General features: G+C 53.4%; 11 protein-coding genes. 8 read left to right on the top strand and 3 right to left on the bottom strand.

Features of this window, described 5'->3' with window-relative positions; all coding sequences use genetic code 11:
* Positions 1-3: 3 nt before the first annotated feature.
* Positions 4-1,365 carry an MFS transporter gene (locus tag PMI41_RS12885; protein WP_052025896.1) on the bottom strand — a complete coding sequence of 454 codons (1,362 nt, stop codon included), beginning with the start codon at positions 1,363-1,365 and terminating at the stop codon, positions 4-6.
* Positions 1,366-1,604: 239 nt separating this feature from the next.
* Here PMI41_RS12885 and PMI41_RS12880 point away from each other — a divergent pair, with 239 nt between their 5' ends.
* The 5 genes from PMI41_RS12880 (at position 1,605) to PMI41_RS12860 (ending at position 7,627) form a co-directional block, all read left to right on the top strand.
* Positions 1,605-2,588 (top strand): MBL fold metallo-hydrolase, encoded by a 984-nt coding sequence (locus PMI41_RS12880; RefSeq protein WP_008125412.1) that lies wholly within the window; start codon positions 1,605-1,607, stop codon positions 2,586-2,588.
* An 84-nt stretch (positions 2,589-2,672) separates the two neighbouring features.
* Positions 2,673-3,095 (top strand): lysozyme inhibitor LprI family protein, encoded by a 423-nt coding sequence (locus PMI41_RS12875; RefSeq protein ID WP_008125410.1) that lies wholly within the window; start codon positions 2,673-2,675, stop codon positions 3,093-3,095.
* Between the two features lie 152 nt (positions 3,096-3,247).
* Complete coding sequence (gene guaB, locus PMI41_RS12870) at positions 3,248-4,753, top strand: IMP dehydrogenase (RefSeq protein WP_008125409.1); 1,506 nt, start codon at positions 3,248-3,250, stop codon at positions 4,751-4,753.
* Positions 4,754-4,773: 20 nt separating this feature from the next.
* Positions 4,774-5,310 carry a DinB family protein gene (locus tag PMI41_RS12865; protein WP_008125407.1) on the top strand — a complete coding sequence of 179 codons (537 nt, stop codon included), beginning with the start codon at positions 4,774-4,776 and terminating at the stop codon, positions 5,308-5,310.
* 127 nt (positions 5,311-5,437) lie between these two features.
* Positions 5,438-7,627, top strand: coding sequence for a mechanosensitive ion channel family protein (locus PMI41_RS12860; protein WP_008125405.1), 2,190 nt, complete (start codon positions 5,438-5,440; stop codon positions 7,625-7,627).
* Here PMI41_RS12860 and PMI41_RS12855 read toward each other — a convergent pair.
* Positions 7,624-8,679: an SDR family oxidoreductase gene (locus PMI41_RS12855; RefSeq protein WP_008125403.1), complete on the bottom strand. Its 1,056-nt coding sequence runs from the start codon at positions 8,677-8,679 to the stop codon at positions 7,624-7,626. The two genes, PMI41_RS12860 and PMI41_RS12855, sit on opposite strands and share 4 nt — an antisense overlap.
* Positions 8,680-8,782: 103 nt before the next feature.
* Here PMI41_RS12855 and PMI41_RS12850 point away from each other — a divergent pair, with 103 nt between their 5' ends.
* Together PMI41_RS12850 and PMI41_RS12845 are read left to right on the top strand one after the other, a co-directional pair.
* Positions 8,783-9,709 (top strand): LysR family transcriptional regulator, encoded by a 927-nt coding sequence (locus PMI41_RS12850; RefSeq protein WP_008125400.1) that lies wholly within the window; start codon positions 8,783-8,785, stop codon positions 9,707-9,709.
* 20 nt (positions 9,710-9,729) lie between these two features.
* Entirely contained in the window at positions 9,730-10,155 is a 426-nt protein-coding gene (locus tag PMI41_RS12845) for an MAPEG family protein (protein WP_008125398.1), read from the top strand.
* On the opposite strand, the gene PMI41_RS12840 is transcribed toward PMI41_RS12845, so the two are convergent.
* Positions 10,152-11,081, bottom strand: a complete 930-nt coding sequence (locus tag PMI41_RS12840; RefSeq protein ID WP_008125397.1) for a hydrogen peroxide-inducible genes activator — start codon at positions 11,079-11,081, stop codon at positions 10,152-10,154. The two genes, PMI41_RS12845 and PMI41_RS12840, sit on opposite strands and share 4 nt — an antisense overlap.
* 137 nt (positions 11,082-11,218) lie before the next feature.
* On the opposite strand from PMI41_RS12840, the gene katA reads away from it, so the two are divergent.
* Positions 11,219-12,715 carry a catalase KatA gene (katA, locus tag PMI41_RS12835; RefSeq protein WP_008125395.1) on the top strand — a complete coding sequence of 499 codons (1,497 nt, stop codon included), beginning with the start codon at positions 11,219-11,221 and terminating at the stop codon, positions 12,713-12,715.
* Positions 12,716-12,777: the final 62 nt, after the last annotated feature.

Genomic DNA, 12,777 nt, shown 5'->3' with positions numbered 1-12,777 from the left:
CCCTTATTCTGCGGGCGATGCTGCCTTGATCAGCGGCCGGTGTCCCGATACTTCGGCACCGGCATCAGCCCGCAAGCCCCGGAATGAAAGACAGGCCAAGCCTGAAACCGCCGCTACAATAAAGAACGCGATGTGAAAGTCTGATAGTTGCAGCGGGCCACCATGCAGCTTCGTCGATACTTCCAATATGCCACCTGCGACTGCCACGCCAAGCGCAATGGATATCTGCTGCGCTACGGAGCTGATCGGCGTTGCCTGACTGGTTTGTTCATTGGGAATATCCGCATAGGCCAATGCGTTTGTGCCGGTAAAGAACAGCGAACGGAAAAAGCCGCCTGCGAGCAGCAAAACGATCATCAGCCAATAGGGCGTGGCTGGTGTGAACAATCCATTTACAGCAATGAAGCCAGCCGCAACAACAGAGCCATACATCAGCGAGTTGCGAAAGCCGGTCTTGGCATAGAACCATTTTGTTACGAGCTTCATGCTCATTGCGCCAAGCGCAGAAACGAATGTGATCATGCCTGACTGAAAGGGTGTCATTCCAAAACCGATCTGGAACATCAGCGGCAGCAGGAATGGAACAGCACCGACGCCGATGCGGAACAGGCTTCCACCGACGATAGATGCGCGGAACACCTGATTCTTGAACAGGTCGAGCGCAAGCAGGGGCTCAGGTTTGTTACGCGCATGCAGTAGATAAAGAATGGTGGAGAGGATGCCGACTGCAAGTGTCGTGAAGCCAATCCATGATGGCAGTGCAGGCAAACTCACCACGGACAATCCGAACACAACGCCTGACGCAGCGATACCGCTCAGGAAAAATCCGATGACATCAAGCGGCCTCCGCACAAGCGTTTCCACGGAGGGTAGATAGCGCGTGGCAAACCATATGCCGATTATGCCGATCGGCACATTGATCAGGAATATCCAGTGCCAGCTAAAATAGGTTGTCAGAAAGCCGCCAACAGGCGGGCCTAACAGCGGCCCGATGAGCGCGGGCATTGTTAGCCAGGCCATGGCCCCAACAAGTTCGTTGCGCGGTGTAGATCGCACCAGGACGAGACGCCCTACCGGCGTCATCATCGCACCGCCCACGCCTTGAAGAAAACGCGATACGACGAAAGCCAGTAGCGAATTGGAAACAGCGCAAGCTATCGAACCTAATACAAACACGACAATGGCTGCCCGGAATACATTTTTTGCGCCGAACCTGTCGGCCATCCAGCCACTTACGGGAATGAAAACCGCAAGTGAAACAAGATATGCTGTCAGTGCCAGCTTCAGCGCGATCGGGCTCGTTCCTATATCCGCTGCAATGGCCGGCAGTGATGTTGAAATAACGGTCGAGTCCATCTGCTCCATGAAAAGGGCGACGGCGAGGACGAGTGGAACAATGCGGTTGTTCAAAATCTATTCCAGTTCTCAATGCTTTGAGAAGAGCATCATCCGATGCCGGATAACAACTCATGGGCGTTGCGATAGCACTCACACTGCCTGTGCTCAAGCACCGATCAAACAGAAGTGATCTGACGGCGCGTTTGTTTTCGACCTTTCCGCGTTACAACCTAGGGTTATAACCCGCACCTCAAGGAGATTGATCCATGTCGACATTTGAGATTTCGCGCCGCGATCTGTTCTTGGCTTCTACCGCAATGGCTGGTGGGCTGGCAGCAACAAGTATTATTACGGGCACCGCTGAAGCTGCAACGCCAAAGTCGGATGTCAAATCTCCCGGCTTCAAGCGCTTCAAACTTGGTGACTTTGAAATAACGACACTGCTTGATGGTTTGCGTGCAGGCGATGGCCCACATCCGACGTTCGGAGCCAATCAGACGCAGGAGACAGTCGCTGAACTGTTGCGCAATAATTTCCTGCCGGAGACCAAGTTCGTCAACGGCTTTATTCCGGTGCTGATCAATACCGGTTCCGAATTGGTGCTCGTTGACACAGGCTTTGGCGCTGGTGGGCATGAAAATGGCTTGGGTCAATTGGAAAACAATCTGAAGGCGGCGGGTTATACGCCCGATCAGGTTACCGTTGTGCTTATTACCCATATGCATGGCGACCACATTGGGGGTCTCATGAACGGTGAGACACCAGCTTTCGCCAATGCTCGTTATGTCGGCGGTCAAATCGAGTACGACTTCTGGACAGATGCCGCGCGTACCGGCACACCTGCCGAAAACAACGCAAAAGCCGTCAATGCCAAGGTCAAGCCACTTGCGGACAAGTTCACCTTTATCAAGGCTGGTGATGAGGTCGTGTCCGGAATTACCAGTGAAGCCGCTTACGGCCATACACCGGGGCACATGATTTTTCATGTCGAGTCTGCTGGTAAACGCCTTGTCCTGACTGCTGACACGGCTAATCACTACGTGGCATCGTTGCAACGTCCTGAATGGGAAGTGAGTTTCGATGGCGACAAGGCAATGGCTGCCGAAACGCGCAAACGGGTGTTCGACAAGATCTCGGCCGATAAGGTGCCCTTTATTGGATATCACATGCCGTTCCCGGGTGTCGGCTATGCAGAGAAGCTGGAAACAGGCTACCGTTTCGTTCCGGTCACCTACCAGTTTGATGTTTAAAGGCGGCAGTAACAGTCGATCTTGAAAAACCCATTATTCCCGGCACTATGCACCGCTTGTACTCACATGCCGGGAATAAATATCATGAAACTGTCTGTTGCTCTTCTATCGCTTTCACTGATCGCCGCAGCCGCCGCGCCAGCAATGGCGGTATCTGCCGATGAGGAAAAAGATGTGGTCACTGCCGAACTCGACAAATGTCTGGAAGCTCCGGAAGGCCAGACAACAGCCGGCATGGTTGAGTGCACCCACAATGCCTATATGGCCTATGACAAACAATTGAACGACGTTTACAAGAAGGCGCTGGTGGGAGTCGACAAGGCATCTGCCGACAAAATTCGTGAATCCCAGCGTAAATGGATTGCGTGGCGCGATGCCCAGAGGGAAGCTGACAATGGGGCGTGGCGTGCGGATCGCGGAACATTGGCGAGCCTTGATATTGAATCGTTCAACGTCGATGCAATCAAGGCAAGGGTACAGCAATTGCAATATTATGTGTCCGAATAGGCTTTGAAGGGCCAGTAATTGCGTTTACGGCTTTTCAAACTGACATAAGCATGTTACCAGCCCGTGCCAATTCACCTGAATAGACCTTGATCGACGCTCCACTCCACGTGGCGCGTCCTTTAGTCGTATTAGCCGTATGTTAGGAATTGGTAATGGCAAAAATCGTTGAATCCGCAACAGGCGCACTGGCACTGACATTTGACGATGTCCTGCTGCAACCGGGTCATTCGGAAGTCATGCCCGGCCAGACAGATATCCGCACACGTATTGCCGCCGATATCGAACTGAACCTGCCTCTGCTCTCCGCAGCCATGGATACAGTCACCGAATCGCGCCTTGCCATTGCCATGGCACAGGCTGGCGGTATGGGCGTGATCCATCGTAATTTGACTCCTGAACTACAGGCCGAAGAGGTCCGGCAGGTCAAGAAATTCGAGTCGGGCATGGTGGTCAATCCCGTTACCATCGGACCCGATGCAACTCTGGCCGATGCACAGGCGCTGATGCGTGCCCATGGCATTTCCGGAATTCCTGTTGTTGAAAATGCGGGTGAGGGCAGCCGCAAGCCCGGACGTCTTGTTGGTATTCTCACCAACCGCGATGTGCGTTTTGCTTCCGACCCTGCACAGAAAATCTATGAACTTATGACCCGCGAAAACCTCATTACGGTTCGCGAAAACAACGTACAGCACGAAGAAGCAAAGCGTTTGCTGCATCAGCATCGCATTGAGAAACTGCTGGTCGTTGACAATAAGGGCCATTGCGTTGGCCTGATCACCGTCAAGGATATGGAAAAGTCACAGCTCAACCCGAACGCGGCCAAGGATGCGCAGGGCCGTCTACGCGTTGCGGCTGCGTCCAGCGTTGGCGAGGATGGTTTCGAGCGTGCAGAACGCTTGATTGCGGCAGGTGTCGATATTCTCGTCATCGATACGGCCCACGGCCATTCACAACGTGTGCTTGATGCGGTTACCCGCGCCAAGAAGATGTCAAATGCCGTGCGTATCATCGCCGGTAATGTTGCCACTGCTGCTGGAACGCAGGCGCTGATCGATGCGGGCGCCGATGCGGTTAAGGTAGGTATTGGACCGGGCTCAATCTGCACAACGCGTATTGTTGCTGGCGTTGGCGTACCACAGCTTTCCGCTATCATGTCTGCTGTTGAAGCCGCCCATAAGTCCAACATTCCGGTTATCGCGGATGGCGGTATCAAATATTCGGGTGACTTCGCCAAGGCGCTCGCAGCTGGCGCTTCCGCTGCAATGGCGGGTTCCGCTCTCGCGGGTACGGAAGAAAGCCCCGGCGAAGTTTATCTCTATCAGGGCCGCTCGTTCAAAGCCTATCGCGGCATGGGTTCGGTCGGCGCCATGGCACGCGGCTCGGCAGATCGTTATTTCCAGGCGGAAGTACGAGATGAGCTGAAGCTCGTACCGGAAGGTATTGAGGGTCAGGTTGCCTATAAGGGCCCGGTTTCTGGTGTCCTGCACCAATTGGCTGGCGGTCTGCGCGCTTCCATGGGTTATGTCGGCGCGAAAAATCTGGAAGAATTCCGGGAAAAGGCTACATTCGTGCGCATCACCAATGCTGGTCTGCGCGAGAGCCACACTCATGATGTTACCATCACCCGCGAAAGCCCGAACTATCCGGGCGGCAACTAAAAACACAGCAGGAGAGGGCGATGTCTGACACCGCCCTCCGCGACCACTTCTCGGCCATGGCGCGCAACAGCGCTTGGTCAAACCACAGATTGCTGATTGCCTGCGAGCAGCTCACACCTGCCGAATTCGCCCAAGAGCGCACGAGTTTTTTCCCCTCAATACAATTGACGCTTAATCACAACCTGATTGTCGACCATATCTATATGGCCGACATGATTGGTGTCGGACGTGCGAATACAGGGTTGGAAGGTGATGTCCCCTTTCCGGATGCATCTGATCTTAAAAAAGCGCAGCAGGAGTTTGATGACACGCTCATCGCCTTTTGCGATGGCTTGGGTCCGGCAAACCTTGATCGCATCGTTTCAATAAGCTGGGGAACAGGTGATACGTCACGCGAGTCTATTCGCAACTTGCTGTCGCATCTTTTCGTGCATCAGATCCACCATCGCGGACAGGCTCACGCCATGCTGGCAGGGACAAAAGTTCCGCCACCACAACTGGACGAGTTTTTCCTCAATTACGATGCGCCGCGAAGGCAGGGCGATCCCTATAGTTGAGTGTGTCAAACCCGTCTTTGGTAACAGACAAGACATTCCGGATTGTGCTAGATAAATCAATAATACTGCCGGGGGCGGCCACAACCAATCCAGGCAGGCGTGTCACTCTTTTCCCTGATGGCAGCCCATGACCGCATTTCATTCTTCATTGCTGAAAACACTGATCGGCATTTTTGCTGCTCTGCTTTTGATGACATCCCATGTCCTTGCTCAGACAGCGCCCGCCGAAGCGCCTCCTGCACCGGCAAAAATTGATCAATTTATCCAGTTGCTGTCTGACCCGGAAGTTAAAACATGGCTTGAAAAGGAACTGGCCAAGCCGGATGCGCCTGCCTCTGCCGATACCCAGTCGCCGGAAACAAATCCCATGGCAAAATCCATGGTGTCGTCGTCTTTGGACAATGTGAAGCTCCACATCGAGCGGACTGCCAGAACCATACCCGATCTGCCCCGTCAATTCATGCAGGCCCGATCGACGGTTATGTCGGAACTGAGTGATCGCGGTCTTCTGGGCGTGTTTATGCTGGTGGCAATTTTCATCGCAGCCGGCTTTGCATTGCAGAAACTGGTCTTCCGGTTGACCGTTCGATATCGCAGATGGCTGATCAGCCTGTCAAAAGACACACCGCAAGGTCGCGCCAAGAAAATAAGCGCTCGCTTTCTGTACTCCTTTCTAATGATCCTTTCATTCAGTCTTGGTAGTACCGGCGCCTTCATGATCTTTGAGTGGCCGCCGCTGCTGCGGGAAATCGTGCTGGCCTATCTGACTGCCGCTACTGGTACATGGGCGGTGAACATGTTCTGCAAAGCGGGGCTGATCACCTCCAGAATGAATGTCGCACATGCTGAGGAGGTTCGCGCGCTGCCCATTTCCAATGAAACAGCCGATCACTGGAGCCGCTGGCTTGTCATTATAGGGGGCTGGTTTCTTTTCGTGGATGCAACATTCTCGCTGCTTCCACTCTTGGGCCTGACCGCTGATGGCATTGTCGCGCTGGCGATACCAGCAAGTTTTGTTCTGCTGTGCTTGGGGTTAGTCGCTATATGGCGCCGTCCACGCAGCTCTGTCGTGGAGGGTAAAAAGCAACTGGTAAGTCATGTAGCCGCAACCTGGTTGATGACAGTCTATTTCATAGGCCTATGGTTGTTGCAGCTGACAGGTGCATGGGTGCTTTTCTCGATTGTTGCGCTGGCATTCGTTATCCCGCTGCTCGTAATCATCGCGCACAAGGCGGTCCATTTCATATTGCGTCCGGGCACAGCAGAAACAGGTGGCGCAACTGTTCCCGCCGTTACGTTGGCCGTGGTAGATCGCGGTATTCGTGTAGCGCTGATTGTTCTTGCGATTTACATCACTGCCCGCATGTGGGGCGTCGGCATGTCCAGTGTACAGAATATGCAAAATCCGACGACGTCGCTGATCGTTCGCGGCCTCGTCAATACGCTGGTTATTGCTCTGGCCGCAGACTTTGGCTGGAGCATCATAAAAGCGTTGATCGAGCGCAAGCTCGGTGTCCACCATCATACAGCGCAGGATGAGCATGCGGAGATCGATCCGCAACAGGCGCGCTTGCGCACCTTGCTGCCCATCATCTCCAACATTCTGTTCGCTTCGCTGTTGATCATGGCAATCCTGATGATACTTTCATCGATTGGCATTCAGATTGGCCCATTGATTGCAGGCGCAGGTGTGGTGGGTGTGGCTATCGGTTTCGGTGCACAGACCGTAGTAAAAGATGTGATTTCCGGCGTTTTCTATCTGCTCGACGATGCTTTCCGTATTGGCGAATATATTAGCAGCGGCAAGTATATGGGTACGGTAGAAAGCTTCAGCCTTCGTTCCATCAAACTTCGTCACCATCGTGGTCCGGTTTTCACCATTCCCTTTGGCGAATTGGGTGCTGTACAAAACCAGAGCCGCGACTGGACCATGGACAAGTTCAACATCACGGTTGGCTTTGATACGGACCTTGAAGCGGCCCGCAAACTAATCAAGCGCGTGGGTGCCGAACTTGCGGCAGATCCTGAATTTGCCCCTTGGGTAATCGAGCCGATCAAAATGCAGGGTATTCAGGAGTTTGGGGAGTACGGCATAGTCATACGCATGAAGATGACGACAAAACCGGGCGGAGCCTTTGCGATGAAACGCAAATTTTTCATCGCCGTGCGCAAGGCGTTCAAGGAAAATAACATCGAATTGCCGGTCCCGACCGTTCACGTGCAAAAAGGTGAAGAGGCCGCTCCTGTCGTGGCTCAAAACCTGACAGCAAGGCGCAAGCGTGCTGCCGTGGCAAAGGCGGCAGAAGACGCCGCCTAGGGAATAATCTTGCGTGTCTTCAGATCATCGAAGACACGCAGAAACATCGCTTCCGTATCGATATAGTCGTGAAAACCGGCACGCCGCAGCTTCGTGCCATCGGCAAAAAAATCATAGTCCCAGCCGAAGACGAAATCGCCAAAGCCCCATGCTGAAACGTCGGAATATGGCGTTGGCAGCAAGCTGTGCTTCTTGACCATCCTGTCCCATAGTTTTTCCTTGTCAGCCATGATCACATTGAGCGACATAGGCAGGGGTGGCGCAACATCCAGCCGGAAATATTCTGCGATCTTGGGCCATAGCTCACTCCAGCGGAAAAGATCGCCATTGTTGATGTTGAAAGCTTGATTGCCGCATTGCGGATTGGTGGCGATGAAGATAGTTGCACGTGCCAATAGTCCCGCGTCTGTCATTTCCAGCAGGCTATTGTAAGCGCCCGGCTTTCCCGGAAACCGCAACGGAATTCCAAGTTCCTTTGACATTGACGCATAGACCGCAATGACCGATGCAAGATTCATAGGATTGCCCAAGGCAAATCCTATGACGACTGAAGGCCGCAAGGCAGACCAGGTCCATGCCTTGCCCTTTTGCAGAGCCTCGAGAAAATCCTGCTGATCAATATTGAATTCCGGTGGCATGTGATTGGCGTCAGTCTCGCGCGCCGGTGTCTTGAACGGACCAAGATGTGCGCCATAAACCTTATAGCCTTGCATCAGGCTGATATGTTCGAGGTTCGGAGCAATGGGCTCTATGGCGTTCACAACATTGACCAGCATTGCCAGATTTGGCGCGACAAGTTCCGCCCAGCTTGGGCGATCCTGATACGCCGCATAAAATATGTGCGTCACATCAGTCAGACTCGCTAGCTTCGCTTTGGCGTCTGCCGCATCAAGCAGATCAACGACAATATGTTTGAGCCTGCCTTTCGAATAACCGCCGCTGCGGGATAATCCGACAATATCCCAATCTCCAAGCTCCACCAGATGCGCAATCAGATTGCCGCCAATAATGCCATTGGCACCAACCACTACAGCCTTTTTGTTCGATCTCATTTTGAAAACTCCGTTCTTCGGAAACGGATATCGCTTATTCGCTTACCTTTGCGTAGATGGCCCAATGTGATAGGATTTATAAGAGAAACTTTGAGGTTGGTTTATGGATCGCTTGTCGGCGATGAAAACTTTTGTGCGGGTGGCGGACCTTGGCACATTGTCAGCCGCTGCACGGGAGCTCGGTCTGACACAACCTGCGGTCAGCCAGCAGATTGCTGCGCTTGAGCGGCATCTGAATGTCCGGTTGTTCAATCGCTCGACGCGGCAACTTGTGTTGAGCGAAGGTGGTGAAATTTACTACCGCCACGCGCAGGAAATATTGCAGGCGGTGGATGAGGCGGAAGAAAGCGCTGGCGACTATTCTACCGTTCTAAAGGGGAGTTTGCGCATTCAGGCACCTGTCGGGTTTGGCCAGATGCATCTGGCTGCCATGGTCGTCGACTTCCAACGGCAGCATCTGGACTTGAGAACAGAATTGGTGCTGGACGACCGCATTGCTGATCTGATCGCGGACAATGTTGATGTCGCTATCCGGTTTGGGACCATGCACTCATCTGACCTCGTTGCGCGTAAGCTCGGATCATTCGAGCGTATTCTGGTCGCTTCGCCAGACTATCTTGCCGCTCATGGCAGTCCTGCAAACCCGGGTGAACTCATCCACCATGGCTATGTGCGTTTCATATGGTCGCCGGGGGGAGAGGTCATTCCATTGATCGGGCCGGATGGGTCTGTCCATGCTCCCATCAGGTCGATTTTCCTCGCCAACAATGCTTTCGTGCTTAATGATGCATTATGTGCTGGGCTCGGCATTGGTGCAGTACAACTTCCGCTGGTTCAATCCCTGATAGATAATGGCAAACTCATTCGTGTTATGCCGGAATATGCCTATGCGCCGATGGATATTCACGTCGTCTATGCAAGCAGGAGATTTCTTCCCCGCAAGACCAAGATATTCATTGAGCACCTGATTAAGGAAATGAAATCCATATCGGGGTTACAAATGATCCGCATGCCTGAAAAGGGCGTATAGACGGACAGCAGGAGAACACCATGTCACAAACTCAAATTTTCTGGCCGATGATTGCGCTGACCTTCTTGATCTATTGCGTTTATCTGTTGCTCTTTCTTCGGCGCAGGCGGGCTGTGACGAGCGGACAAGCCAAGATTCAGGAGTTTGTCATTCCAACAAATGAACCGGAAATCAGCATCACGACTATCCGCAACCTGAACAATCTGTATGAAGTGCCCATGTTGTTCTACGTGGTTTGCCTGTCGCTCTATGCAGTAAACGGCGTATCGTATGTTGCTGTGATCATTGCCTGGTTCTTCGTGGGTGCGCGCCTTGCTCATACACTTATCCACGTTACATCCAATCGTCTGCGTTATCGCCAGCCGATCTTTACACTGGGCTTCATTCTCAACGGCATTCTCTGGATCATGCTGGCAATGCATCTCCTGCTGCCGCCTGCCGTTTAAGCGGCAAGCTCGGACAATTCTTTCTTGGAAATCATCAAACGGCGGCTGCAATCCTTGATTGCGGCCGCAAGGGCTTGAAAGTCATCACGGCGCTTGCTCTGCTTACGCCAGATCAACCCGATCTCACGCGCGGGTTCAGGGTCGGCAAAAGATATGATCCGCACATTGTTCCGGCTTGCTTCGGTACGCACGGCAATTTCCGGAATCAGCGTCAGGCCCATGCCGTGGCTGACCATTTGCAGCAGCGTTGCCAGACTGGTTGCGCCGTAATTGACAAGCTGCCTTTGTTTGACGGTAGTACAAACTGCCAGTGCCTGATCACGAAGGCAGTGGCCTTCCTCAAGCAGCAGCAATCGTTCCACCGCAACATTCTCCTGTGTCATGGGCGATGAAAGTATATCCGTGTCGTTGCTGGATGTGGCAATAAGGAAGCGGTCGCGGAAGAGTGGCAGGGATGCAGTGCCATCCCCGTCGATCGGCAGGGCAGCAATCAGCGCGTCGAGATCGCCAAGCCGCAAATCTTCCACCAGTTTGGAGGTCACTGCTTCGCGCAGCTCTATGGTCAGGTCAGGATATTGCCGGTGCAGATCGGGAATGAGCATAGGCAGCAGGTAGGGTGCTATGGTTGGAATGATGCCAAGACGCAGGCGGCCACGCAGGATGCCGCGCTTTTCGGAAGCAAGGTCTTCCAATGCGCGAATCTCGTCCAGAATGCTTTGAATACGCGGAAGCAACCTCCGCCCCATATCCGTCAGCACAACCGAGCGCCGCGTACGCTCGAACAATGTTACTCCAAGCCGGGTCTCCATTTCCGCGATCTGGGCCGAAAGTGCGGGCTGGGAAATACGCGCCACCTCCGCTGCTTTGCGAAAATGCAACGTGGTCGCGAGGATATCGAAATAGCGCATTTGCCGGACTGAAAACATGATAGGTAAATCCTATCAATAATAATTCTAAATACAATTGGAAACTATGATTGGAATAGTTCTATTCTAAGGGCAGAGGCCAGCCAAAGTGCTGCGCCTGCCATTTCAGAGCTCGAAACAATGAAGGGAGAAGCCCCATGGCTGACCGTCCAATATTGACGACGACTGCCGGTGCACCGGTATCAGACAATCAGAACTCAAGAACGGCAGGCGAACGCGGCCCGGTTTTGCTGGATGATTATCAGCTGCTGGAAAAGCTTGCGCACCAGAATCGCGAGCGCATTCCTGAGCGCGTGGTCCATGCCAAGGGTTGGGGTGCATTCGGCACTCTCAAGATCACCGGCGATATTTCGCAATATACCAAGGCGAAGGCACTGCAGCCTGGCACTGAAACACCATTGCTTCTGCGCTTCTCGACAGTTGCCGGTGAACTCGGTGCAGCAGATGCCGAACGCGATGTGCGCGGTTTCGCATTGAAGTTCTATACAAGCGAAGGCAATTGGGATCTCGTCGGCAATAACACACCGGTCTTCTTCGTTCGTGATCCGCTGAAGTTCCCTGACTTCATTCACACACAGAAGCGCCACCCGCGAACAAATATGCGCTCAGCTACTGCCATGTGGGATTTCTGGTCGCTTTCGCCGGAAAGCCTTCATCAGGTAACGATTCTCATGTCGGATCGCGGTCTGCCGGTCGCTCCGATGTATATGAATGGCTATGGCTCGCACACCTATTCCTTCTGGAACGATGCGGGTGAGCGTTTCTGGGTCAAGTTCCACTTCAAGACCCAGCAGGGTCACAAGTTCTACACCAATGCAGAGGCTGAAACCCTCATTGGCAAGTCACGCGAAACCTATCAGGAAGAGCTGTTCGGCGGCATTGAGCGCGGCGAATTCCCGAAATGGACAGTACAGGTCCAGATCATGACGGAAGAGCAGGCGACACGGACTTCGTATAACCCGTTCGATTTGACCAAGGTCTGGCCGCACGGTGAATTTCCGCCAATCGAGATCGGCGTCATGGAATTGAACCGCAACGCCGATAACTACTTCGCGGAAATTGAACAGGCGGCGTTCTCGCCCTCCAATGTTGTTCCGGGCATCGGTCATTCACCCGACAAGATGCTGCAGGCGCGTGTGTTCTCCTATGCGGATGCCCATCGCTATCGTCTTGGAACGCATTATGAAGCGCTTCTCGTCAACCAGCCCAAATGCCCTGTCCATCATTACCACAAGGATGGCCAGATGAATTTCTTCGGGCAGAAGACAGGCAATGTCGATGCGTATTATGAGCCGAACAGCTTCTCCGGTGCCGTCGAACAGCCGTCGGCGAAGGAGCCGCCGCTCAAGCTGACAGGCGATGCCGATCGCTTCAACCATCGCATCGGTAATGATGATTATGTTCAGGTGACCGCCCTGTTCAATCTGTTCGATGCCGGTCAGCGCTCACGCCTTTTCTCCAACATTGCCGCGGCAATGGGCGGCGTTCCGGGCGAAATCATCGAGCGTCAGCTGGTGCATTTCGGACGTGTTCATGCAGATTACGAGGCAGGAATTCGTGCGGCTCTGAAGGAAGCGCATGGCTATGAGGCCAATGCAATCTCCAATGAGGAAAAGGAAGTCGCTGCCGAATAGGCACGCTCCCTTCGTAACATTAGCAAGCCGGGGTGAAAGCCCCGGCTTTCTTTTATTGCTGC

Source organism: Phyllobacterium sp. YR531 (assembly GCF_000282595.1).
In the GTDB taxonomy this organism is placed as follows: Bacteria; Pseudomonadota; Alphaproteobacteria; order Rhizobiales; family Rhizobiaceae; genus Phyllobacterium.
This window is presented reverse-complemented; position numbering and strand designations above follow the sequence as displayed.

Bases quoted from the DNA above. Each gene is read 5' to 3' on its own strand.
- PMI41_RS12885 (WP_052025896.1), bottom strand. From the start codon at position 1,365: ATGGAGCAGATGGACTCGACCGTTATTTCAACATCACTGCCGGCCATT.
- PMI41_RS12880 (WP_008125412.1), top strand. From the start codon at position 1,605: ATGTCGACATTTGAGATTTCGCGCCGCGATCTGTTCTTGGCTTCTACC.
- PMI41_RS12875 (WP_008125410.1), top strand. From the start codon at position 2,673: ATGAAACTGTCTGTTGCTCTTCTATCGCTTTCACTGATCGCCGCAGCC.
- guaB (WP_008125409.1), top strand. From the start codon at position 3,248: ATGGCAAAAATCGTTGAATCCGCAACAGGCGCACTGGCACTGACATTT.
- PMI41_RS12865 (WP_008125407.1), top strand. From the start codon at position 4,774: ATGTCTGACACCGCCCTCCGCGACCACTTCTCGGCCATGGCGCGCAAC.
- PMI41_RS12860 (WP_008125405.1), top strand. From the start codon at position 5,438: ATGACCGCATTTCATTCTTCATTGCTGAAAACACTGATCGGCATTTTT.
- PMI41_RS12855 (WP_008125403.1), bottom strand. From the start codon at position 8,679: ATGAGATCGAACAAAAAGGCTGTAGTGGTTGGTGCCAATGGCATTATT.
- PMI41_RS12850 (WP_008125400.1), top strand. From the start codon at position 8,783: ATGGATCGCTTGTCGGCGATGAAAACTTTTGTGCGGGTGGCGGACCTT.
- PMI41_RS12845 (WP_008125398.1), top strand. From the start codon at position 9,730: ATGTCACAAACTCAAATTTTCTGGCCGATGATTGCGCTGACCTTCTTG.
- PMI41_RS12840 (WP_008125397.1), bottom strand. From the start codon at position 11,081: ATGTTTTCAGTCCGGCAAATGCGCTATTTCGATATCCTCGCGACCACG.
- katA (WP_008125395.1), top strand. From the start codon at position 11,219: ATGGCTGACCGTCCAATATTGACGACGACTGCCGGTGCACCGGTATCA.